The sequence below is a fragment of the Actinoplanes sp. NPDC049681 genome, from assembly GCF_044465265.1.
Taxonomy (GTDB): Bacteria; Actinomycetota; Actinomycetes; order Mycobacteriales; family Micromonosporaceae; genus Actinoplanes.
Window position 1 is genome coordinate 1 of the sequence record NZ_JBITLP010000003.1, and the last position, 21,022, is coordinate 21,022.

Below are 21,022 nucleotides of genomic sequence, written 5' to 3' on the forward strand. Positions count from 1 at the left end.
GGTTATTCGGCGTTGTTGCGTGCGTACCGATCGGGGGCCGGCCGGTGACGCGGGTGCTGGGTATCGAGTTACGCCGTTCCGCGGCGATCGGCACCACCATCATCCTGGTGGTGGCGGGCACGCTGCTGCTCTTCTTCGCCGAAGGGATCGACTTCGCGACCGGGTGGATGCAGCTGGCCATGACCCAGCGCCTCTACCTGGCGGTGCTGTGGCCCCTGGCCATGGCCGCCGGCGCCTGGCAAGCCCGCCGCGAGCACCGCTCGAAGGTGGCAGAACTGTTCGCCAGCACTCCCCGTCCCGCGGCGCACCGCACCGTACCGACGCTCGGCGCCATGGCTGTCGCCGTGGTGTGCGGATACCTGGCGATGGGCGTCGCGGGCGGACTGTGGATCATCGGCACCGCGGAGTACTTCCCGGTGTCCGTCTTGGTCGTCACGGCCGTCGGATGCCTCGCGCTGATCGCGGCGGCCTGGCTCGGCCTGGCGATCGGCCGGCTGCTGCCGTCCCCCGTGACCGCGCCTGCGCTCGCCGTCGCGGGCCTGGCCCTGCTGCTGCTCATCCCCGGTGCGACACGTCCCCGCGGATGGCTGGCACTGGTGTTCTCGCCGATCTACGAGATGAACATGCCGGACGCGTACGCGACCGTACCCGGCCGGGCGAGCGCCGCCCAGGCCACGTGGCTGGCCGCCCTCACCGTCACCGCCGTGATGCTCTTCGTCTCCAGCGGCTGGCGCATCCGCGTGGCGGCACTGCTGCCGGTAGTGCTGGGCGCGACGCTGGCAATCACGGTCATGCCTCACCACAACAGGGTCGTCAACAACGCGATCGACCCGGTCGCCCGGGAACTGGTGTGCGCCGAGGGTGAACCCCGGGTGTGCGTCAGCCGGGTCCATTCCGGACTGCTGCCCGAGATCGCCCCGAAGGCTCGGGAAGCCCTGACGATCCTCGCGAAGCTGCCGGACCCGCCGGCCCAGGTGCACGAGGACACCACCACCTACGGCCCCGACTTCGCCCCGCCGTGGCAGAAGGACGTCGTCCTCTACCGCGTCGAGGCCGGCCAGAACGGGCACCTCGCGAACGAGACCCACGCCCTCGCGGAAATGGTGTCCGGGGCATTCAGCACCCCGCCCGGATGCGAGCACTACGCCGACCCGTCGGAAAGCCTCGCCGCCGCCTACTGGCTCATCGGCCGCGAGCCGGCCGCCGACGACACCTACGACCCGGACGTCATCCCCGAAGCCGTGGGAATGTGGCAGAACCTGAGGAAGCTGCCCGACACCAAGGCGAAAGCCCTGGTGGTCACCCTCCGCCGGGCCGCACAGAACTGCTCGGTCGGCGACGGCGTACTGCCCGGGAGCAAGCGATGAGGTGGCTCACGCTGTACCTGCGCTCCCGCCGCGTCCCGGTGGCCCTGGTCGCGATCACCGCCTGCACGGCGCTGATGTGGTCGCTGTGGTCGCTGTTCTCCGACAGCCGCCAGGTGGGCATGGAAATGGTCGTCCTCACGGTCCTGCTGCTGGTAGCCGGCTTGACGGCCACCCTCGGCGGCCCCGACGACGCCCTGGAGAGCACGGCGGGGATCCCCTGGGCGCCCCGCCGGGTCGCCCACCTGCTGGCAGCGTTCCTCGTCGTAGCGGTGCTGCTGCTGGTCACGCTGGCGACCGGAGCCCGTTTCGGCCCGGCCTGGCTGGTGATCCGCGACGCAGCCGGCCTCCTGGGCGTGACCGCCCTGGGCGCGGTCACGATCGGCACCGCCCGAGCCTGGTTCCTGCCGCTGGGCTGGACCCTGGCCGCGATCCTGTTCCCCCGGTCGGAACCGCTCATCGGACGCATCCTTACGTGGCAGGCGCAGGCTCCGACAACCACCGCTGCCACCGTGACGGCCGGGCTGCTCGCGCTCGGCGGACTGGTCGCCTACGCGGCCGCCGGTCCGGCCCGGCGCGCCCCCGCGGAAGCCGCCCAGTACTGAGCTCACGAATTCGTGCCACTGTGCGCCGCCCCGCAGCGCGACACCCCACCCATCGACGAACATGTGCCGCGCCATCGACTTGGAGGATCCCATGCGGCCCCATCGTTCCACCGTGCTCCTCGGCGTACTCGCCGCCGGCCTGGTGCTGACCCAACAGGCCTGTATCTCCACGGGCCGGGACATGAGGCGCCCGGTCGCATTCACCGCACCGCCTGCCGGCAACCCTGTTCTGTCGGGCCGGCGCCAGATCGTCATCCGCCCGATCCCGCCCGGCGAGTCCAGTGTCACGGGCGTTCTCAACCCGGTGGGGGACAAGTACATGATCAAGGTGGTGGAAGGTTCGTGCCTGGGGGTGGGGAAGAACGGTGCGGTGGCGGGGGAGGCGTGTGATCCGAGCCGTGCCGGGCAGCTGTTCACCATCACGCCGGCAGGTGCTTCGGCGTACGCGATCAGTAACCAGGGGGAGTTCCTGCAGATCTCACCCGGCGGCGACCTGATCGCCAAAGGTCCGCTGATGACGACGTACACCTTCACCGACAACGGCCCGGTGCGCTGATCCCTCCGCCAGGAAATGGCGTTCTCGTCCATCGCCGCTCCTCATTCGCCGCTTCTCCTGTGGGCCTGATCGCCCTCGCGCAGTGATTAGCTCACGGGCATGCCTGGGTAGATCCACTTCTCGCGCCGCGGCACATCCTGATCGGAACCCGGCTGAAGTCGGATCGACCAGGAAGGGGTTGCGGGTGCGTCAGCGTTTGAGGTCAGCCGTGGTTCGTTTGCGCCGGGGCGCGCTCCCGGCGGTGACCGCGGCCACCGCCGCGACGGTCGCCTGGCTGATCGCGGCCTACCTGATCGGCCACCCGGATCCGCTGTTCGCCCCGTCCGCTGCGCTCGTCGTCCTCGGCGAGTCCCGCGGCCGGCGGCTCCGGCAGACCACCGAGATCGTGTTCGGGGTGGCGGCCGGGGTGCTCGTCGCCGAGCTGGTCGTGCTGGCCCTCGGCCCCGGTGTCACCAGCCTCTTCGTCGTTCTGCTACTCACCGTGGGCCCGCTGGCGGCGGCGGGGGCGAGCAACACCCTCATCACTCAGTCGGCGATCTCCGGGCTGTATGTGGTGGCGGTCGCCGCACCTCAGGGTCACCTCATGCCGTTCCGCTTCGTCGACGCGCTGATCGGGGGTGCGGTGGCGATTGCGGCAACCCAGCTCGCCGTCGCCCGCAAGCCGCTCACTCCCCTCGTCGACGCGGCGCAGAAGACCTACGCCGACCTCGCTGACCTGCTCGCCGACCTCAACAAGGCCGTCGGCCACTGCGACGAGCCGGCCGCCCACGCCGTCCTGGACCGCGCGCACCAGCTGAACGACTGCGTGGAGCGGCTGCACTCGGAGGCACTCGCCGCCGGCGAAACGCTGCGGCTTCGGGTGCGCCGCCGCCGGCGCCTGGCCCAGGTCCGCGACGTGGAGCAGACCACCCACCAGCTCGACCACGTGGTCGGCAATATCTGGGTGCTGGCCCGCAACGCAGTGACACTGACCCGGTTGCACGCCAGCACGCCGCCCGACTTGACGCGCGCGCTGGACGCTTTGGCGAGCGCGGTCCGATCCGCGGGCGAGTCCCTCGCCAGCGACCTGGTCGGCCCCGGCGACCCGGACCGACACGCCGGTCAGGCCGACGCGGACGCCCTGGAGGCGGTCCGGATCGCCGCGAAGCTGCTGGAGGACGAGCCGTCCCTGCCACTCAGCATGATCATCGGCCAGATCCGGACCACTGCCGTCGACCTGCTCCGCGGGGTCGGGCAGGACGACGTGATGAGCCGGGTGGATGAGGCGCTCGGCTGGACTCCACGCTGACCGACCCGGGTACTTGGTGTCCGGCTCTCCAGCCATTCCAGGATTCCGGGCCCCGGAGCAGCTCAGGTGCGAGCCCGCCGACGGCGGCCCGAATTGTCGCATGGTCGGGATGGTCCGCCGGTGTGGGCGACCTCTTGTGCCGCAGTCGATCGGGCAAACGCGGCACGACCCTTTGGGCCGTGCCGCATTGAAGGGAGAGTCACTCGACCGTCGCCGAGGCGTCGGCTGAGACGACCGCGTCGATGACCTCGAACAGCACCGGCGGCGTGTTCTCGACGCCGTCCATCGTGACGACGGTCTTGCTGACGCCGCTGTTGTAGACGGCCACGACCCGGTAGGTGAAGCGGTCGCAGCAAGTGTTTTCCGGCAGGTACTCCGGGGCCAGCCGACGGAACTGAGGCTGCGCCGCCAGGTTGAGTGCCTGCTGGGCGCGCTGGTCGTCACTGTTCTGGTCGACCACGAAGTGTTCGGTGCGCCCGGCGAAGCCGCCGCCGCGTGTCACGCTGATCGACTGGGTCGTGGGGACGGTGGCGGCAGCAGCGGGATCGGCAGCGATGAGGGCGACAATGGCGACGGCGAAAAGGGCGAAGGTGCGGAGGATCGCATCGGTCGTGCGGTTCATCGAAATCATCCATTCTGTCTGACGTGGAATTCTGGTGGACCCTGTAAATCGCGGAGGTCGACTCTCAGAAGTCGAACACGTCACCAGTGGCGTTGAGCATGATGCAATGGTTCGAGAACGTCTCGCGATAGTGGACCGGTTCGCCCTGCCAGGTACCGACCGCAATTGCGATGACGGGCTGGTATTCCTTGGTGCAGATGCCGCCGTTGTCGTTGAATGCCGCAAGGTTGCCGTCGACCGCGCGCAGGTCGCTGCAGGCCGCGGCGGCCTCGGGGTGGGTGCCGCCGTCGGGGGCGCACTCCAGGATGGTGATGCGCGGCGGATGGGTGCTCTGCGTGGCCGGAACGACCGCGAGGACGAGGGTGCTGTCGGGTGGCGACGCCGCCGGAGCGGCGGCGGCTGGTGAGCCGGCGCCGAGCAGTGCGGCCGTTGTGGACACCGAGGCGGCCAGCAGGGCGGCGTGATGCATGGGGGTCATGGTTCCTCCTTGTGGAAGGTATGACAATTCTCGGCGGCCCCTTTTGTGGAAGTCCCGCCGGGTCGATGCCGCGAGGGGGCATCGTGCGAAGTGGATTCGACTCCACCGTAATTCGCTGGAGCTCGGGCCGTCAACTCGATCACTCCATTCTCAATTTTCAAATGCGACGTTCAACGCGGTGGGTAAATGCGTCAGGGGCGTGACCGGCGGGAGTTCAAAAGTCCTTAACAGCAGGTCGACGGAGTGCGTTAGGTCGCGTTTGGCGGAATGCTGCGACGGTAAGCGAACGCCGGCGGCCTGCGCTGGGCCGACGGCCCCCTCGCCGGAGGGGCGTTCGCCCTCGAGGGTCGCGGTGACCATGTACTCCGGGCACCGACCTGGTCGGCCGGAGTCCTCGCCTGGGCCGCGAAGCGCTCCTCCACCCGTGCAGAAGACCCTGGTCCGTCGCCTCGCCCCCCCGCGCTGATCCCCGCCGCCTTCATCGCCCGGTGGAGGTCTGCGCCACGGCGTGGGGTGTGCCGGCCCGTCGCGGTCGGCGCGCCGGACGGAGACCAGGCTGTCGGGTGAGGTGCCGGCGGAGTTGCGGCAGCCATGCCGACCCGCGCGGCAAGTCGGGCCGTGCTTGCCTGCTCATGCCGTTGACACACGCGCACGAAGAGGACGGCCGCTCCGGCTGACCCGATGCGGCGCAACGTTCGGATTCGTCGAGGGGCACGGGCCCCAGCAGGCTGGCGGATCCGAGAGGGATCCATGCTCCAGGCCAGTCCGCGGGCAGAACACCCGATCTGGCGGCGGCGAAGAAGTCGACATCCAGTGCTCGGGGACTGCGCCACCTGCTGCCGCAGGTGCCGCGGTGGTCGGCGTCGATTTGCCCTGCCCGCGCGGGATGCGCGTACGATGGGGTCGTCGCCCGGGACCCCGGTGGCTGTCCTCCGCCGCCGTCGAGAGCGCCGAGACTGGCGTCTTCCGAGCCGGCCCCTCCCACAAGCGCGAAGCTCGACGATCGCCCACCTCCCGGGCTCGGACGCAGGCGCCTCCGTTTCCGCGACGCCGAACCTGGCTCACCCCAACGCTCGGGGCTAACCGGTCCAGAGCACGCAGGCGGCCCGGGAGCGCCGTTCCCCTCTCAGCCGGCTAGCTCAGCACCTGGGCGGTCGCCGCAAACAGCAAGGACAATGACATGACTGCACCCGCGTTCGTGGACAAGGCCAAAGTCACAGCGGATCTGCGCTTCCGGCAACTGCACGCCCGAGCGGACTGGGTCGACCGGGAGTTCCCGGAGCTCATCGACACGGACAAGAACGCCTCGCTGCTTCGGATGCTCGGTATCGATCCGGGCACGATGGCTCCCGGCGCAGCGGCGGGCCGGTGCACCGGTCGTGACAGCGCCGGGCCGGTCGCATGAGGGCCGGACCCGTTGGCAGCGGTTGGTACGCCCTGACACGCGTGGGTACTCCCCTGGCAGGTAAGCTGACCACTCGCGCCCTCGTAGCTCAGGGGATAGAGCAACGGTTTCCTAAACCGTGTGTCGTACACCACGATGCCCCAGGACAGCGGCGAGGAAGCGTCTGTGAGCAGGCGAAATAGGTGATCGTTGATGTTCGTCGGTGATCGTCCTGGCGCAAAGATTTCCCTTGCTAGTGGCACGCCCGTGGCACGGGCGACCCACCGGCGGTCGTCGCTTCGCGCCGGAGCGCGCCCCGCTGGTACCCTCCCCACATGGCCCAGTAGCTCAGGGGATAGAGCACCGCTCTCCTAAAGCGGGTGTCGCGCGTTCGATTCGCGCCTGGGCCACCACATGCGCCGTGGCGGTCGAAGTCGACCTCGCCCGCCAGCGGCAGCGGCTTGCCCGGCTTAAGCAACTGCTCGTCGACGCGCCAGCCGCCCTAAGATCAACGGTAGGAAGCGGCACGTCTTGGTCGACATGTTCGGCCTGCCGATCGCGGTGCTGGTCACCCCGGCCGACATCCGAGACGGCGCCGCCGCCCAGGTCCTGCTCGTCGACTGCCGCCAGGACAACCCGCAACTGGCGATGATCTGGGGCGACAGCGCCTACGGCGGCGACCTCATCACCTGGGCCGAGACCGAACTCGCGATCACCGTCAAGACCGTCAGACCCCCACCCGACCAGGTCGGATTCCGGGTCCACCCGAGACGCTGGCGGGTCGAGCGGTCACTGTCCTGGATCACCCAGCGCCGCCGCAACGCCCGCGACTACGAACGCCGCGCCGACTACTCCGCCGCGCACATCCTCTGGGCGTTCGTCCTCGTCATGAGCCGCCGCTCACCCGGTCCCGCCCTCAACCCCGCCGACGCCGACAGGACCCCTGACAACATCAACAGCCGCCGGCTGCGGTTCGAACGCGTACGCATCCGCGTCACCGTGACGCGGAAACGAACGCACCAAGCCGCAACATCAACACTCCGACGCCCTGACCTGCGGAAATCGGTTCAGTAACAAGCTCTCAGTGCACGGGCCTCGCCGGCGATATAGCCAAGCGGGCAGTTTGGGCCCGGCGGTGGAACGCATTAAGGCGTCCCGTGGCGGGACGGTGGCGCAGGGAATGCGGCGGAGTTGACCGTTCGAGTGATCAGTCGATGGACTCGAAGAAGGCGATGAGCGCTTCCGGTGTGCGGGTCTGTTCCGGCAGTGGTACGGGCTCGGGTCCGTCGTCGCGCATGACCATCGTGGGGGTGCCTTCGGGTAGCAGGCTGAGAAACCAGGCGATGGTGTCGGCCCAGTCGGCCGGGGTGCCGTCGGAGAGGGCGAGTTTCCCGCCGGCGACGTACGTGCCGTGGCGTTGTTGGCCGTCGTCGAGGCGGACGTCGAAGTCGAGGACGTCGTTGCCGGTGACCAGGGAGGTGCGTCGGGAGGCAATCATGTCGGGGAACCGCTGCCGCAGGTACGTTTCGACGGTGGGCAGGCTCAGCGGCCAAGGGTGCTCAGGTGGGGCGCCGAGGTAAAGCTTGCCGTGCATGAGGTCCTCCGTACGGCCAGAACTCGTGGGTTATGGCACGTGCCGCACGTCGCTGGGCACGTGATGGGCGGCGGCCAGGTACTGCCAATAGCCGACCGTTGCCTCGTCGTCCGTGTCGATCTCAAGGTACTGGACGTGGTTGGCCGGGTTGGCCACGGCGCCGCCGTAGCGGATGACTTCACTCTCGTCGTCTTCGATGACGAAGCTGGTAGCGATCTTGTTCTCGGTGAGCCCTTCCAGGGTGCGGGGACTGCAGCCGGGGTTGCGCACGTGTTTGGCCTCGACGATCGCGCCGTCGGTGTCGCGGTACCCGTCTGCCCAGATCGGGACGCCGTTGGCGCCGAGCATCTCCCGCTCGGGTTGCCCGGCGACTCGTACCTGATACGCGATGTCGTCGGGCTTGCCGTAGAGCGGGTCGCGGGTGTTCAGGGTGGCGGCCCACGCTGCGGCGGCGGCTTGCTGCGGGGGGCTGTAGGGCGGGAACGTGCCGCTTGGCGGCCCGGGCGGCAGCGGGGGCACGGTGGCGGGGATCGCCGCCGGCATCCCGGCGAGGGCTGGCCCGGGTGCTGCGGATGCGCTGTCGGCGGCGCCGACCACGACCGCGGTGAGGGCGCCGGCGGCGAGGAGTTTCGCCAGGGCGGCTTCGATGACGGCTTCGGCCTCGGCGACCGCCGCGGCGGCGGCGAGCTCGGCTTCGGCCGCTGCGAGGGCTTCGGCGGCGAGTGCGGCGTCGGCGGCGAGTGCGGCGTCGGCGGCACCTGCGGCGGCGTCGGAGCCGCCGAGGGTGAACACGGTGAGCAGAACGCCTGCGGTGGTGATGACGCCGGCGGCGACGGCGAGGGCGATGAGGGTGTGCCGGCAGGTGTCGATGGCGTCGGCGTACTGCTCGCAGATGCGTTGCATCTGCCGGCAGCCGGCCGACAGGTTCTCCATCAGCGGCTGGCCGGCGTCGACGATCGTGTTGCCGGACGGGTTCGCCGCCCACACCTTGCGGATGTACCCCTGGTAGGCGGTGATCGTCGCGCCGGAGCAGTACACCGGGATCGGGCTCGAGTGTTGTTCGGCGTTGCGCTGCGCGTCGTCGATCAGATCGGCGGCGTGCTGCCACACCGCGGCGGCGTCGCGCAGCTTGTCCGGGTTGCCCTGTGGCCAGAACTTGCCGATGACCGGGATCTCGTGGATCTCGGCGCTGCCGGTGATCATGGGTAGGACGGCGGCGACGTTCTGCGGCTCGCAGTCCGGTGCGGGCGGCGCGGCGAAGGAGCTGGTGTTGATGCCGGGCGTGAGTCGGGCGGCGACGCGGTCTTCGGCGGCGAGGTAGTCGACGGCGGTGGCCAGGAGTTTGCTCGCGGTCACGCCGATGGCCTGACCGGCCGAGCTGATCCCCGACACGATCGTGCGCGCGGCCGGCTCGTACTTGCCGGCGAAGGAGTGCGCGACGGTGTCGTCGCCGGCCATGCCCGCGGAGTTGTGCAGGTCACCGACAACGCCGGACGCGATGGCGTATACGTAGTCCTTGGTGCCGACCATCTGTACCGAGGCGCGGAACATCACGTCCGGGACGACCTCGTAGCCGCCTCCTGGGGGATCGAGCATGGCGCCAGGGTATCGAAGACCACAGCGGCTACCGCTGCGCCGCAATTTGCCGCCGGTTCGAACTCCGTGGCCGCCTAGGGCGGCACCCCTCGGTCGGATTCCGGCTCGGCCGTACACAGTTGATCGCTATTCGCCGCTTGCGAAGGAGTTGGGGTGCGGGCTACCGCTGCTCGGCCGGTGCGCAGTTCGAACGAGTCCTTCGTCGGCGTGGTGTTCTTCGGCGCCGAGCCGGACTTCGCATGGCAACGCTCGTGGGAGTTCCGCCGTGCAGGTTCACCGGGCCGGAACCGCGGGTGACGCGGTGGCCGGCCGGCGGAGGATCTCGCCATACCCGCACCTGGTGGTACCGCCTGGTCAACGCGGCCCACGACAACGTGATCGAGGACCTGTCGATCGGTGGCGTCGAACGGCTGCTCACCGAGATGGGCTACGACATAGCCACGCTCGTCGACGTCCCCCGCCCCGGCACTGCCGCCAGCCCGCCGGCCAGCGAAAGCGCCTGAGCTGGCCCACCCGGCGGGGACGGCTCAACGAGCGGCCTGGGCGCGACCCACCGGCACACCCCCAGGGCCATCGGTCAGTCGCTGTCCAACGGCTGCGCGGCCGGATCGGCAGGCGGTGCCGGGGCGGGCGTGACGGGCTGGTGGAGCCAGGCCACCATCCGACTCCACCCACCGGCTCGCCCCAGAAGCACCCCGCCGTACCCGACCATCGCCAAGCCGACGACGGCTCCCGCCACCCCCGCCAGGATGTTTCCGTCGTCCACCACTCCGACGGCGCCTCCGACGATCGCTAACCCGGCGACGAGGTGCGCCATCCCGTGCAGGACTTTTCCGTCGCGCAGCAAACCGACGACGGCCCCGATGATTGACAGCCCGGCAAGGACGACCGCGACCCCGATCAGGATGTCCCCGCCGCGTAGAAGCGGGACTCCGGCCCCCGTGATCGCCAAGCCGGCAAGGATGACCGCCACCCCGATCAGGATGTCCCCGCCGTATAGATATCCGACGCCGGACCCGACCATCGCCAAGCCCGCGGCGACGAACGCCCCGCCCCAGATGTCCCCGCCACGCAGCAACTCCACGCCAACGCCGACCATCGCCAAGCCGAGGACGATGACCGCGATCCCGCACCAGATGTCCGCGCCGCGCAGCCAGCCGAGGCCGAATCCGACCTCTGCCAAGCCGAAGACGAGGATCGCGATCCCGCCCCAGATGTCCCCGACAGGCAGCCAGCCGAGGCCGAACCCGACCGCCGCCACGCCCGTACCGATGAGGCTGGCACTAGCGACCAGGCGGAATGCCGTGTCGGCGCTGGTCACTGTCACGGCGGCGGCCAGAGTAAGGCCCGCGGCTGTGCCGGCGGTCGGTAGTGCCCATGTTCGGGACAGGAATAGGCTGGCGATCGCGATGGTCAAGGCGAAACCGAGCAGCGCGCGTACGCTGTAGCGGACCAGACGGATCTGCGGAGGACGCTGGCGGAGCCAGACGGCTGCTGTTACGACGCCGGCTACGGCGAACAACGCCGCGACGACCAGAAAGCCTTTGTCGTCGGAGAACACGTTGATGCCGACGTTGACGGCAAACGTGGTGAGGCCGCCGGCCACGGCGCTCAATGCGACGGTGACCTGCCCGACCTTGTCCAGCGGTGCCCGGTGCCGACCGCCGCCGGTTGGCTGACCCTGGGTACCCATACCGCTACGATGCCCCATCACCGGTTGGGCCACTGCCTACCGTGGCTGCTCGGCGCGCCGAGCAGGGGCCTGACCAACCCGCCTAAGTGGAACAGGGGGAGAGTCAGCCACTGCCCGGCTGCACTTGGGCTCGCCGCTACCGGCGATCACCGCTCCTTGCGGCGAGCCTGCGATCAGTCGGCCCGGCCGCGGCGTCCTGCTCACCATGACCGCTCCCCGCTGACACGGCGGTGTCGGTGAGTTTCGGCTCCACCGCGCCGAGCGGTTCGAAGCCCGTCGACGGCGGGCCCACGCTGCGCAAAGCGGGCACGCCGTCCAAGACCTGCACACGGCGCCGCTGCTTGATCGAACTACCCGGCTGTAGTTCGACCGCATCCCTTGGCGCGAGGTAAAGGTGCAGGTCACAGTGGGTGAGTGAGTGGGCCAGGTCCGGCCGCGAAGACGGAAGCAATGCGGCAATGGATGTCATCCGCACCCATCTGACCGGGCCGCCCCACCACCACGATTCACATCAGGCCGGCGCACCTGACCGAGCGATCGCGTACGCCGCTGAAAGCTGCACCAACCCGGGCACGGCGAGCATCGCCGAGAACATCCGGATCGTGGGCCGCCGCGACGCGAGGAGCATGGTCGGGCGCCTGCGCAGCTTCGAGGTCAACGTGTTCGGGCGCTTGGAGAGTATCGCCCTCCATGCTTTGCACGGCATGGGTGGCGTCGGCAGAACATGCGCTCCGAGCGGTAAAGAGCCAGCTCAGGGCCACTCCAGCTCCGGCAGCGCGTTGCGCGGCGACAGCGGGTGGCGAGCGGCGCGGCCGCCCAGTGATGTCTGCCATATTCCGACCGAGCCGGTCCTCGGCCGAGCGGTCGGCGCGCCTTTTGCCGGAGAAATATCCGCACGGACGGAACATGATCGAAAGCCTGTTTGACGGGCGGTTGGCGACTAGGGATCTAGCGCTATCGACAACGTCATCGACTTGCTCCTCCAGCAGGCGTCAAGCCCACCTTGACGCATGCCTAGTAGAGGTGCGCTCACGTTCGCGATGTTCTAGGCCGGACATGGCGATAGCCCTCTCCGCTAGGAATCGGAGAGGGCTATCTACGTCCTGTCGTCGCCCAGGTGAGGGAACAACGTGGCAGGCGTTCGTGCAGGTCAGCGACCCCTCAGGGTCGCGACGTGCTCTAACCATCATGCCACAGACGCACCGTCGGTGCGTAGTGCGGCGCAGCTTTCAGTATCACATTCCTGCTCAATTCGAGTGTCATGTCCAATGAGATCGGCCTTGTCGGGGCTTTGTTTAAGTCAGGTGCGTCAAGTTCGACTAGACACGTCATACGTACACTAGAGCTATTGGATTAGAAGTCTCTAAGGCATCTCAAAGGTTCGCCCATTCCGCGAACCTCACTCAGCCCATGTATTACATACTGGTTCAGGAAGTTGGCCATAGGTTATGGCCGACTTCGACTTGCGCCGTTTCGCCGACATGGCACAAGCCGAGCAGGCGGAGCGACCCCGGCCGTGCTGTGCTATAGCGCACGGACGGCGCTTGACCTGCACCGATGCGGTACGTACCGCATAGGTCTCATGCGGGTGCGGCGTAGCGGAAAATCTCCGTCACGGTGACGGGGAATTTGTACTCCCAGGGCACCGCCGGCGCACCCCGAGCTTGATCAAGTTGCATAAGTGGTTGAGCGTCCAACTAGGACGGTCCGGACGCGTTCTGTTTCCGATCATGACTGCGACCATTCGGCACGCGACTCGCGAAACACGCCACCCCGCGCGCCACGGAACTGGTCCGGTTGCGGTTACTATTGTCGACAGTCGGGTCCAACCCGTGCTGGAGCTGATTCAAGGCCTAGGAACCTTGAGTTGAAGTGCGTTCCGGCGTGGCGCGGACCAGATCAACAGCCCAGGTGAGGGCAGGTTCAACTAACAACAAGTAGCAGGGAGTTCGTGATGGAAGAGTTCTCGTTCAGCTTCAAGGCGTCGCACGCGATCATCGGCTGCATCATCGTGGTGGTGCTGGTTGTGACCGGGAACTGGCCGCTGTAGCGGACTGTCCCACCGGGCCCGGGCGCCCTTGGCAGCCTCCGTCCGTGCAGGGCGGAGGCTGCATCCCTCCTGCAGGACCCGGTGATCGGGGAGATCGCGAAGGCGCATGGTAAGAGCCCGGCGCAGGTGATGCTGCGCTGGCACCTGCAGCAGGGCCGTTCGGTGATCCCGAAGTCGACCAAGCCGGCGCGGATCGCGAAGAAGTTCGACGTGTTCGACTTCGAGCTCACCGACCAGCAGCTCGCCGCGATCGACGCCCTGGACACCGGCAAGCGAGGCGGCCCCGAGCCGGAGGCCATCACCCTCGAGGCCGGCCGGCCGATCCCGGAAGCCTGATCCGCCCGACCCCGCTGTCCCACCGGGGGGCGGGGCCCTTTCCTCACCCACGACGACACGGAGGAAACACCATGCGTACCGCCAAGCTCGGTGCACTCGAGGTCGCCCGGATCGGGCTGGGCGCGATGGGGATGTCGCACGGCTACAGCGGCGCCGGCAGCGACGACGCCGAATCGATCCGCACCATCCACCGGGCTATCGACCTGGGTGTCACGCTGATCGACACTGCGGAGATCTACGGCCCGTACGTAAACGAGGAACTGGTCGGTCGGGCGTTACAGGGCCGCCGCGACCGGGTGGTGCTGGCCACCAAGTTCGGGCTCGTCTCGCACGACGGCCGCGTCCCGGGCGGGCTGGACAGCAGCCCGAGCAACATCCGCACCGCGGTGGAAGGGTCGCTCAAGCGCCTCGGCACCGACCGCATCGACCTGTACTACCAGCACCGTGTCGACCCGAGCACCCCGATCGAGGACACCATGGGCGCCCTGGCAGACCTCGTGAAGGACGGCAAGATCCGCTACATCGGTATGTCCGAGGCGTGGATCGACACGATCCGCCGCGCGAGGAGATCCTTCCTATTCTGCGCGAGCTCGGCATCGGGCTGGTGGCGTACTCGCCGCTCGGCCGGGGTTCCTTACCGGCGCGCTGCGGACGCCGGCCGACGTCGACAAGCTGGACGACAGCGACTTCCGCAAGAACCATCCGCGCTTCACCGGCGAGAACTTCCAGCGCAACCTGCGCCTCGCTGATCAGGTACAGGAGGTCGCCGACCAGGTGGGCGCCACCTCGGCCCAGGTCACTCTGGCCTGGCTGCTGGCCCAGGGCGACGACATCGTGCCCATCCCGGGCACCAAGCGGGTAAGCCGGGTCGAGGAGAACGTCGCCGCGGACAGCGTCACGCTCACGCCTGCACAGATCGACACCCTCACCGCGCTGCCGGTGGCGGAGGGCGGTCACCACACCGACGAACAGATGAAGGTGATCGAGCGCTGAACCAGGGCAGGCCGGTCCCTCCGCCGCGGACCGGCCTACGACGATCGTGTCGCCGGGCCGGGCGTACATGAGCAATGCGGTCAGTCCGTCGCGGTCCGGAGGTCGTGTACGCGGCGAGGATGTAGTTGGGGTGCGCGGGCCTGGGCACTGTGGACAACCTAGCCTGGACGGAGCGTGCTGGGCGGCGAGCCAGGCGGCGGCCTCCTCGGGGTGCTCGACCCGCAGGACGTCCAGCTACGCCTCCTCACCGCTTGAGGACAGACAAGTGGTGCGAAACAGCGATGGCTCAGTGCTCACGGGTGTGCCTGTGCTGGGGATTTGGTTGGGGAACCGGCCGGGATTTGCCGTCCGAACCCGGGATGCGCTGGGATACGGCTGAAGCGTTTGGGCAGCTAAGTGGCGCTATCCGGGGCCGGGGGAGACCGGGTAGGGCCGCGCCGGCGAGTGGTACCGGTCAGCCACGGCACCGCAGTAGGGAAACGCTGTTCGGGCCGAAGAAGGACTCGGTGTCCGTGCGGACTGGGCCTCGTCCGCGGGCGTACCAGACTGTGGTCGGCTTGGAGAGCTGGAGGACGGCGTCAGATGCCTGCTTCGCCTCGTCGGCTTGAGCCGGATCACCATTGAGATACGCCATCTTGGTGATGGCGACGGAGAGGCCCACGACGTCGGTGAAGGTTCCGGCGGGCACCCGGATGTCCTGGCGGGGAACCGGCGAGACGTTCACCGAGAGCCGCATCTTCAGGTTCTGCTGGCCCGGCGCGGCGATCGACCGGATGATCGTGCGGCCGGTGGCGTTCCTGGGTTTCAAGGTGAGGTCCATCGTCGTCGTGAGATCCCGCCCGGCGTCCAGGTCGGCGAGCACGGGATAGACGGTGAAGCCACCGAACGTCACGGTCATCGATTCCTGGAAGGGCACGCCGTTGACCGGGGCCAGAAGGCGGCCGTCCTTCGCCAGGACGTACTCGTACGTGTGTGACTCCCTCTGCGGCGAGTCGTCCGCGGGCAGACCGCCGTGGACGACTGTCAGCAGGTCGTTTCGCAGGCTTAGGTGGAGCCCGTCGGCGCGCATGGCCACGGACGTGACGCGCTGCGTGAGGGTGGTCCGGGCCGAGACGTCACCGAAGGTGGCCGTCGACTCGGATGTGCAGGTGCGACCGGCCCGGGCGGTCGTGAAGTAGTCGGCCCAATGGCGCCGGTGGGTGTCGAGGCCGTCGAGCCATGCGGACACCGTCCGCTTGATCGTGTCGACGGCCTTGCCGTTCGACGGCATCAGCCGATGGCTGCACGGCGCTGCAAGGTTCGCCTGGATGATGACCGCTACCTGGCTCCGTGAGGCGCGACCGGCGATCACGTCGTTCATCGTGGCGTTGTCGAGCAGCGCCTGACCCCCGGCGAGCAGCCCGGCCAGGGCGGGGGTGTTCTTCGTCGCCGCGAGTTGCAGCAGGCGGCTGTCGGTGACGGAGCAGGTGATGTCGGCGTGCGAGAGGAGTGTGCCGTCCGCGCCCTCGACGGTCGGTCCCGACCCCGGGTAGCCGACCTGGGAGAGGTGGTCGACGATCGAGTCGCCGGCCAGGTTCACCGTGTACAGGTGGAAGCCGAGGATCGTGCGTTCGATGCTCACGCCGCCGTCGATCTGCAGGACCCGGGCGGTCTTCGGCAGGTAGGGCGGCGCGGATCCGCACTCCTTCGGGAAGGTGGACCCGCCGTGGTGCGGGCCGAGACAGTGGGAGCCGTCCTTTCCCGGGTCCGGCAGCGGGTAGTCGGCGCCGGGCACGAGCCGGCCCACGTCCGCCTTGATCCGGCCGAGAGACGTCCGCGCCAGGAAGGAACCCCGGTGCGGGGTGTCGATCGTGATGAGGCCGGCGACCCGGTCGGCGACCGGCCGCCCGCCGACGCTCTTCGCAGCGGCGTACCGGACGGCCAGCCCGCCCATGGAGTGCCCGATCAGGATGACTTTTCCGTCGCCGTGAACCTTGCGCGATGCCTCGGCGACGGCGTCGATGTAGGTGCCGAGGCATTCCGCGATCTCCGCGTCTCCGGCCCAGTTGTCGGCGTGGGCCGAATAGTCGAAGGAGTAGACAGCGACCCGGGACGGCAGCGACCGCTCCAGCTCCTTCCTGATGGCGGCCATGCTTGCCGGGCCGGCCGTCCAGCCGTGCACCAAGATCACGGGATGCTGGAACGCCGCCGGCGGGGTGACCTTCGTGGACGCCCGTGAGCACTCGGCCGTGGCTGCCCGCGCCCCAGGCGCCGGCGCCGCCGCGCCTGCGACGACCAGGAGGACGGTGAGGAGGGTGCGCATCCACCGGTTCACGACGCCGGCACCGTCTGCGCGATGATCCATCGGCTGCCGGCCTCCACCAGGTAGAACTGCCACTCATGACGGCCGCCCCGCGCGTCGACAACCGTGCCTTCCACCGACGCGGTGCGATCCGTTCCCACGGCGAAGGTGGCCACGTCGAAGGCGACCGACCGCAACCGGTGCAGCTCGGCGGCCGTCGACGGCGGCACCTTCGCGTCGTGGGGCACGACCACCGCGCGTGCGACCTGCTCCGGGCTGCCCGAGAGCAGGTCATCGGCAAGCCGTTGTCCCTCCACCACGGTCAGAGCGGGTGGTAGTGGGCGCTCCGGGGGTGCGGTGGCGGTGTGCGGCGTACGGAACCACCCCAGCGCCACCAGCGGTGCGGCGACGACGACGATGCCCAGCGCCACCCACAACGGCCACCGCCGGCGCAGCGGCTCCCATTTGCCCCACATGTCCTGCGCAACGCGGGGGTCCACGGCCTGTCACTGGTTGTGGCCGAACGTCCGAGCCACTTGTGGATCTTCGGCCACCGTCTCGAGGGAACGCTGTCGTGGTCAAGACGGTATTGTCTCCGCTATGCGCCGCAAATGGGGACTTATTGGCGCGGGCGCCACGGCGCTGACGCTGGTCGCCGGCTTCGTGACCTACAACCGGGGAACCGAGCACGCCGCCCCGCAGGCCGCAGCTGGGGCACCCTCGCGGGCCGGGGGCGTCATCTCCGTCGAGGTTGCGCCGGAACGACCCCTGGCGGTCGACATCCCGGGTGTCGGTGCGATCACCGGGGATAAGGGCACGTTCAGCCGGCCGGGCACCGTCGAGATCCAGCCGCGGAGCGCGGACCTCTCCGCGACGACGGGCGTGACGACGGCTGGGAGCGGCCTCGACGTCAGCTTTCACGGCACCGCCTTGAGACGGCCGCTGAGCCTGACGTTCGATGCCGTACCGGCGCCGTCGCCCGGAGCCGTTCCCGTCGTCGCGCACCAGGGGGAGGACGGCGCCTGGGACTTCATCCCGGCGCGGCGCCTCGGGGCGGGCAGAATCGCCGTCGACACCTCCCGCTTCTCCCTCAACGTGCCAACGTGGATGGATCCCGGGGCCTGGTGGGACGGGCTCACCGCCAAGCTGGCCTCTGCGGTCGGCGGGCGTACCGCACCGCTCACCTGTTCCGGTGCGCCGGACTGGTTCCATCTGGACACCGGTCACAGCGACCTGGTGCACATCTGCGCGAAGACGAACCACACCACGGAGGGCACCGAAGTCGCCGAAGTGCAGATCAAGTCCAACCGCGGCGTGTCGGTCGAGGTCTCCGTCCCCGGCGATCCCGCGTACGTCTGGCAGGAGGGCGCGTCCTGGTCGTGGCGCCAGTGGACGGCCAGGCACCTAAGCTTCGACGCCAACCGGACCGTCATCCTGCCCGCCGGCGCCACCATGACGGTGGGTTATCCGCGGGGCTCCATCGCGGAACACGAGTTCTTCGTGTCAGGGACCACTCCCAAGGCGGTGGGCGACACGCTCGTCCGCGAGGCGGTCGAGTTCCTCATCGGCAAGGTCGACGTCGTCGCGGTCGCGTACACCGAAGCGAAGTGCATGACGGGGCTCTCGATCGGTCCTGCCGGCGTGCTGGTCGAGGTCCAGGATTTCCACGAGTTCCTGACCTGCTGGACCGGCGCACTCGCCGAAGAGCTCAGCAATCGGGTCACCGCCGCCAAGCTGGTGTCCGAGATGGGCGCCGGAGATGTCGACACAGTGGTGTCAGGGGCCAAGGCGGCCGGTGCCCTGGGTTGGCTGGTGGCGCTGTGGCCGGTCTACCAGGTCACCTTCGGCAACATCGTGGACAAGCTCAACGAGTTGTTCAGCGAGGGCCGCAGTGCGAAGGTCACCTTCCGCATCGATCCCCGGACGGCACCGCCGGCCCCCGATGAGCCGCAGCGGACAGGCGGACAGGCGGAGGATCCGCCGTCGGGCGGCGGCGAGCGTCATGAACCGCCCGGCGACAGCGGCGGGCAACCGCCGCCTGTCACCACCGCCCCCGCCCCCGTACGGGCGGAGACGGTGGGCGGCACGACGCACACCTGGACCAACTACCTCAACGCAGGTGGCGACGCGGGACCTGTCATCTCCTCGTTCACGACCGTGGACATCTCGTGCCGCCGCCAGGGGTTCGCCGTGCAGAACGGCAACACGTGGTGGTACCGCATCGCCTCACCCGGCTGGGACGACAGGTACTACGCGTCGGCGGACGCCTTCTACAACAACGGCGCCACCAGCGGGCCCCTGCTCGGCACGCCGTACGTCGACGAAGCCGTGCCGCTCTGCTGACCCGCGCCGCCGCCGGTCAGGTGCCGGTGGCGGCCGCGAGCGGCGGGTGGAACACCTCGATCCGGTTGCGGGCCGCCGTGCTTCGCCTCGTACATGGCCTGGTCTGCGCTGTGGATCAGGCCGGTGGGGTCGGTGGTGGCCGCGTCCGCCACGGCCACGCCGACCACGCTGCCCACCCGGACGGTACGGCCCTGGATCTCGTACGATCCGGGCGATCCGGGCGATCCGGGCGACCAGGCGCCGGGCCACGGCGACGGCCTCGTGCTCGCCGGCCAGGTCCGTGCAGAGCACGAGGAACTCGTCCCCGCCGAAACGGCAGACCACGTCGCTTCCGCGGGCCTCTCCCGCAACCGGCGGGCCACCGCGCAGAGCAGGGCGTCGCCCGTCGCGTGGCCGTGCGCGTCGTTGATCAGCTTGAAGCCGTCGAGGTCGATGAAGAGGACCGCGAGTTCGCCGCCGTGGCGGCACCGTTCGGCCCGGGCCCGCGCGGCCCGCTCGAGGAACAGCGCCCGGTTGGGCAGGCCGGTCAGCGCGTCGTGCAGCCGCTCGTGGGCCAGCCGGGCCGAGCGGGCCAGCGTGGTGGCGCCCAGCGCAGCCATGCAGAGTACGGCCAGCGCGCAGCCGCTGAAGATCTCCCAGGCGAGCCGGCCGGTGGACTGGATCGGCTCCAGCAGCACCTTCTCCGGCGCCACGAACACGACCCGCCAGCCGTTCTCCGGGATCGGCGCCGAGCGGAAGTAGTCGCCGCCCACCGTGCCCGACCCGGCGGCCTGCACCCGGGCGGCGAGCTCCCCACCGGGCAGCGGGCGCCGAGGTCGCCGGCGGCCGAGGACGCGATCAGCAGCCCGTGGGCGTCGACGATGAACGCGTGTCCCGCTCGGGTGCCCAGTGAGCTCTGCAGGAACCCCTTGGCGAAGACGTCCAGGGTTTCGAGGGGGGTGGCGGCGAGCCGCACCCGCCGCTGGCCCGCGGCGGTGAACGGTACGCCGAAGATCAGTCGCTGCGTCTCGCCGTCCTGGACCAGGTCGCCGAAGACCATCGTCGAGCGTTGCTGCGCCCGGGCGCGTACCGGCGCGAACATGGCCGTGCCCGGCGCGCTGCGCAACTTGGCGGGGCGGGCGCCGAGCACGGTCCCGTCGTCCGCCACCACCGCGCTGAACGTCATGCTGGAATCCCTGTCCAGGGCGGCCTGCACGGGCCTCACGTCGCCGCCGAAGGTCTGCTAGGCGTTCGACCGGTTCTGCTCGGCGCTGGCCGTGAAGGCGTCGCTGGTCAGCTGGGCGGCCACCTCCGCGCGGTCGGGACGTCGCGCGCCGCTGGCACCGCGACGTCAGCTGCTGCCGCTGGTCGTTTCGATGTCGGTGCGTCGCCCCGGGCGCTGCAGGTCGGCGATGAGCTCGTCGGCGAGGGTGATTGTGTCGTCACCGGGTTCCGCGTCGATCTCGGCCAAAGCGCGGTCGAGGGCACCCAGAACCTTCCGGCCGCGGCCGCTTCCCGCGTTACTCGGCGGGAAGCTCCGCACGCGTTGGGCGGACACGCGAGCAGTATCTACCGCCTGTGAATGGCGCAACGTGCGACGTCGGCGCTGAGCCAGATGTTGCCTTGGGCCAGTACGGCAACCGGCGCGGGGAAGTCGGCGCCACTGGTGATCTGGTAGACCCGCTGGCGGCTGAGCTTGCCGCCGAGCCGCTTGTGACTCGTGGGCGCCCATGAGCCCGATCGCCTTCTCCGCCATACCCATGACTATAGTCAAGCGACTATGGGGCCGGGGGAGTGGTGCGCCCCTTCGGCACTCCGGGCACTGGCACCGGGCCCACCGGTACGCCGACGTCGTGTTAT

At 69.3% G+C, this 21,022-nt stretch carries 22 protein-coding genes, 1 tRNA gene and 1 pseudogene; 14 read left to right on the forward strand and 10 right to left on the reverse strand.

What is annotated here, in order from left to right:
* From ACIBO8_RS09860 to ACIBO8_RS09875, 4 genes are all read left to right on the forward strand, one after another.
* On the forward strand, positions 1–1,367 hold a 1,367-nt coding region (locus tag ACIBO8_RS09860), incomplete at its 5' end, for a hypothetical protein (RefSeq protein ID WP_396114768.1).
* Positions 1,364–1,969 (forward strand): hypothetical protein, encoded by a 606-nt coding sequence (locus ACIBO8_RS09865; RefSeq protein WP_396114769.1) that lies wholly within the window; start codon positions 1,364–1,366, stop codon positions 1,967–1,969. The genes ACIBO8_RS09860 and ACIBO8_RS09865, both read left to right, overlap by 4 nt.
* 61 nt (positions 1,970–2,030) lie before the next feature.
* Entirely contained in the window at positions 2,031–2,525 is a 495-nt protein-coding gene (locus tag ACIBO8_RS09870) for a hypothetical protein (RefSeq protein WP_396114770.1), read from the forward strand.
* Between the two features lie 208 nt (positions 2,526–2,733).
* A complete protein-coding gene (locus tag ACIBO8_RS09875; RefSeq protein WP_396114771.1) occupies positions 2,734–3,813 on the forward strand; it encodes an aromatic acid exporter family protein in 1,080 nt (359 codons plus the stop codon).
* Between the two features lie 199 nt (positions 3,814–4,012).
* Here the strand turns inward: ACIBO8_RS09875 and ACIBO8_RS09880 are convergent, their stop codons facing one another.
* Both ACIBO8_RS09880 and ACIBO8_RS09885 read right to left on the reverse strand, forming a co-directional pair.
* Positions 4,013–4,435 carry a protealysin inhibitor emfourin gene (locus ACIBO8_RS09880; protein WP_396114773.1) on the reverse strand — a complete coding sequence of 141 codons (423 nt, stop codon included), beginning with the start codon at positions 4,433–4,435 and terminating at the stop codon, positions 4,013–4,015.
* A 64-nt stretch (positions 4,436–4,499) separates the two neighbouring features.
* Positions 4,500–4,913, reverse strand: coding sequence for an SSI family serine proteinase inhibitor (locus ACIBO8_RS09885; RefSeq protein WP_396114774.1), 414 nt, complete (start codon positions 4,911–4,913; stop codon positions 4,500–4,502).
* A gap of 1,180 nt (positions 4,914–6,093) precedes the next feature.
* Between ACIBO8_RS09885 and ACIBO8_RS09890 the strand changes: the two genes are divergently transcribed.
* The 3 genes from ACIBO8_RS09890 to ACIBO8_RS09900 all read left to right on the forward strand — a co-directional run bounded on the left by ACIBO8_RS09890 (position 6,094) and on the right by ACIBO8_RS09900 (position 7,371).
* Positions 6,094–6,318, forward strand: a complete 225-nt coding sequence (locus ACIBO8_RS09890) for a hypothetical protein (RefSeq protein WP_396114775.1) — start codon at positions 6,094–6,096, stop codon at positions 6,316–6,318.
* Positions 6,319–6,634: 316 nt separating this feature from the next.
* Positions 6,635–6,710, forward strand: a tRNA-Arg gene (locus ACIBO8_RS09895).
* Between the two features lie 94 nt (positions 6,711–6,804).
* Positions 6,805–7,371: a transposase gene (locus ACIBO8_RS09900; RefSeq protein WP_396115598.1), complete on the forward strand. Its 567-nt coding sequence runs from the start codon at positions 6,805–6,807 to the stop codon at positions 7,369–7,371.
* Positions 7,372–7,504: 133 nt separating this feature from the next.
* Here the strand turns inward: ACIBO8_RS09900 and ACIBO8_RS09905 are convergent, their stop codons facing one another.
* Complete coding sequence (locus tag ACIBO8_RS09905; RefSeq protein ID WP_396114776.1) at positions 7,505–7,891, reverse strand: hypothetical protein; 387 nt, start codon at positions 7,889–7,891, stop codon at positions 7,505–7,507.
* Positions 7,892–7,921: 30 nt separating this feature from the next.
* Positions 7,922–9,487, reverse strand: a complete 1,566-nt coding sequence (locus tag ACIBO8_RS09910) for a restriction endonuclease fold toxin-2 domain-containing protein (RefSeq protein WP_396114777.1) — start codon at positions 9,485–9,487, stop codon at positions 7,922–7,924.
* 293 nt (positions 9,488–9,780) lie between these two features.
* Here ACIBO8_RS09910 and ACIBO8_RS09915 point away from each other — a divergent pair, with 293 nt between their 5' ends.
* Positions 9,781–9,990 carry a hypothetical protein gene (locus ACIBO8_RS09915; RefSeq protein ID WP_396114778.1) on the forward strand — a complete coding sequence of 70 codons (210 nt, stop codon included), beginning with the start codon at positions 9,781–9,783 and terminating at the stop codon, positions 9,988–9,990.
* A gap of 74 nt (positions 9,991–10,064) precedes the next feature.
* On the opposite strand, the gene ACIBO8_RS09920 is transcribed toward ACIBO8_RS09915, so the two are convergent.
* Positions 10,065–11,213 (reverse strand): hypothetical protein, encoded by a 1,149-nt coding sequence (locus ACIBO8_RS09920; protein WP_396114779.1) that lies wholly within the window; start codon positions 11,211–11,213, stop codon positions 10,065–10,067.
* A gap of 425 nt (positions 11,214–11,638) precedes the next feature.
* On the opposite strand from ACIBO8_RS09920, the gene ACIBO8_RS09925 reads away from it, so the two are divergent.
* The 4 genes from ACIBO8_RS09925 to ACIBO8_RS09940 all read left to right on the forward strand — a co-directional run bounded on the left by ACIBO8_RS09925 (position 11,639) and on the right by ACIBO8_RS09940 (position 14,559).
* Positions 11,639–12,106, forward strand: a complete 468-nt coding sequence (locus tag ACIBO8_RS09925) for a hypothetical protein (RefSeq protein ID WP_396114780.1) — start codon at positions 11,639–11,641, stop codon at positions 12,104–12,106.
* Between the two features lie 1,205 nt (positions 12,107–13,311).
* Complete coding sequence (locus tag ACIBO8_RS09930; RefSeq protein WP_396114781.1) at positions 13,312–13,566, forward strand: aldo/keto reductase; 255 nt, start codon at positions 13,312–13,314, stop codon at positions 13,564–13,566.
* Between the two features lie 71 nt (positions 13,567–13,637).
* Positions 13,638–14,315: an aldo/keto reductase gene (locus ACIBO8_RS09935; RefSeq protein WP_396114782.1), complete on the forward strand. Its 678-nt coding sequence runs from the start codon at positions 13,638–13,640 to the stop codon at positions 14,313–14,315.
* Positions 14,239–14,559: an aldo/keto reductase gene (locus tag ACIBO8_RS09940; RefSeq protein WP_396115599.1), complete on the forward strand. Its 321-nt coding sequence runs from the start codon at positions 14,239–14,241 to the stop codon at positions 14,557–14,559. The genes ACIBO8_RS09935 and ACIBO8_RS09940 overlap by 77 nt, the downstream gene beginning before the upstream one ends.
* Positions 14,560–15,013: 454 nt before the next feature.
* On the opposite strand, the gene ACIBO8_RS09945 is transcribed toward ACIBO8_RS09940, so the two are convergent.
* Both ACIBO8_RS09945 and ACIBO8_RS09950 read right to left on the reverse strand, forming a co-directional pair.
* On the reverse strand, positions 15,014–16,903 hold the full coding sequence (locus ACIBO8_RS09945; protein ID WP_396114783.1) for an esterase/lipase family protein: 1,890 nt from the start codon (positions 16,901–16,903) through the stop codon (positions 15,014–15,016).
* Positions 16,870–17,340 (reverse strand): hypothetical protein, encoded by a 471-nt coding sequence (locus ACIBO8_RS09950; protein WP_396114784.1) that lies wholly within the window; start codon positions 17,338–17,340, stop codon positions 16,870–16,872. The genes ACIBO8_RS09945 and ACIBO8_RS09950 overlap by 34 nt, the downstream gene beginning before the upstream one ends.
* 100 nt (positions 17,341–17,440) lie before the next feature.
* Here ACIBO8_RS09950 and ACIBO8_RS09955 point away from each other — a divergent pair, with 100 nt between their 5' ends.
* Complete coding sequence (locus tag ACIBO8_RS09955) at positions 17,441–19,183, forward strand: hypothetical protein (protein WP_396114786.1); 1,743 nt, start codon at positions 17,441–17,443, stop codon at positions 19,181–19,183.
* Here the strand turns inward: ACIBO8_RS09955 and ACIBO8_RS09960 are convergent.
* Positions 19,111–19,959, reverse strand: coding sequence for a diguanylate cyclase domain-containing protein (locus tag ACIBO8_RS09960; RefSeq protein WP_396114787.1), 849 nt, complete (start codon positions 19,957–19,959; stop codon positions 19,111–19,113). The genes ACIBO8_RS09955 and ACIBO8_RS09960 overlap by 73 nt on opposite strands.
* A 162-nt stretch (positions 19,960–20,121) precedes the next feature.
* Here ACIBO8_RS09960 and ACIBO8_RS09965 point away from each other — a divergent pair, with 162 nt between their 5' ends.
* Positions 20,122–20,409 carry a hypothetical protein gene (locus ACIBO8_RS09965; RefSeq protein WP_396114788.1) on the forward strand — a complete coding sequence of 96 codons (288 nt, stop codon included), beginning with the start codon at positions 20,122–20,124 and terminating at the stop codon, positions 20,407–20,409.
* Positions 20,410–20,513: 104 nt separating this feature from the next.
* Here the strand turns inward: ACIBO8_RS09965 and ACIBO8_RS09970 are convergent, their stop codons facing one another.
* Together ACIBO8_RS09970 and ACIBO8_RS09975 are read right to left on the reverse strand one after the other, a co-directional pair.
* Positions 20,514–20,720 carry a hypothetical protein gene (locus ACIBO8_RS09970; protein ID WP_396114789.1) on the reverse strand — a complete coding sequence of 69 codons (207 nt, stop codon included), beginning with the start codon at positions 20,718–20,720 and terminating at the stop codon, positions 20,514–20,516.
* An 11-nt stretch (positions 20,721–20,731) separates the two neighbouring features.
* A pseudogene (locus ACIBO8_RS09975) lies at positions 20,732–20,918 on the reverse strand (DNA-binding protein).
* Positions 20,919–21,022 lie beyond the last annotated feature (104 nt).

Coding starts and splice junctions, on each gene's coding strand:
- ACIBO8_RS09865 (WP_396114769.1), top strand. CDS start 1,364: ATGAGGTGGCTCACGCTGTACCTGCGCTCCCGCCGCGTCCCGGTGGCC.
- ACIBO8_RS09870 (WP_396114770.1), top strand. CDS start 2,031: ATGTGCCGCGCCATCGACTTGGAGGATCCCATGCGGCCCCATCGTTCC.
- ACIBO8_RS09880 (WP_396114773.1), bottom strand. CDS start 4,435: ATGAACCGCACGACCGATGCGATCCTCCGCACCTTCGCCCTTTTCGCC.
- ACIBO8_RS09885 (WP_396114774.1), bottom strand. CDS start 4,913: ATGACCCCCATGCATCACGCCGCCCTGCTGGCCGCCTCGGTGTCCACA.
- ACIBO8_RS09890 (WP_396114775.1), top strand. CDS start 6,094: ATGACTGCACCCGCGTTCGTGGACAAGGCCAAAGTCACAGCGGATCTG.
- ACIBO8_RS09905 (WP_396114776.1), bottom strand. CDS start 7,891: ATGCACGGCAAGCTTTACCTCGGCGCCCCACCTGAGCACCCTTGGCCG.
- ACIBO8_RS09910 (WP_396114777.1), bottom strand. CDS start 9,487: ATGCTCGATCCCCCAGGAGGCGGCTACGAGGTCGTCCCGGACGTGATG.
- ACIBO8_RS09925 (WP_396114780.1), top strand. CDS start 11,639: ATGGATGTCATCCGCACCCATCTGACCGGGCCGCCCCACCACCACGAT.
- ACIBO8_RS09935 (WP_396114782.1), top strand. CDS start 13,638: ATGCGTACCGCCAAGCTCGGTGCACTCGAGGTCGCCCGGATCGGGCTG.
- ACIBO8_RS09945 (WP_396114783.1), bottom strand. CDS start 16,903: ATGGATCATCGCGCAGACGGTGCCGGCGTCGTGAACCGGTGGATGCGC.
- ACIBO8_RS09955 (WP_396114786.1), top strand. CDS start 17,441: ATGCGCCGCAAATGGGGACTTATTGGCGCGGGCGCCACGGCGCTGACG.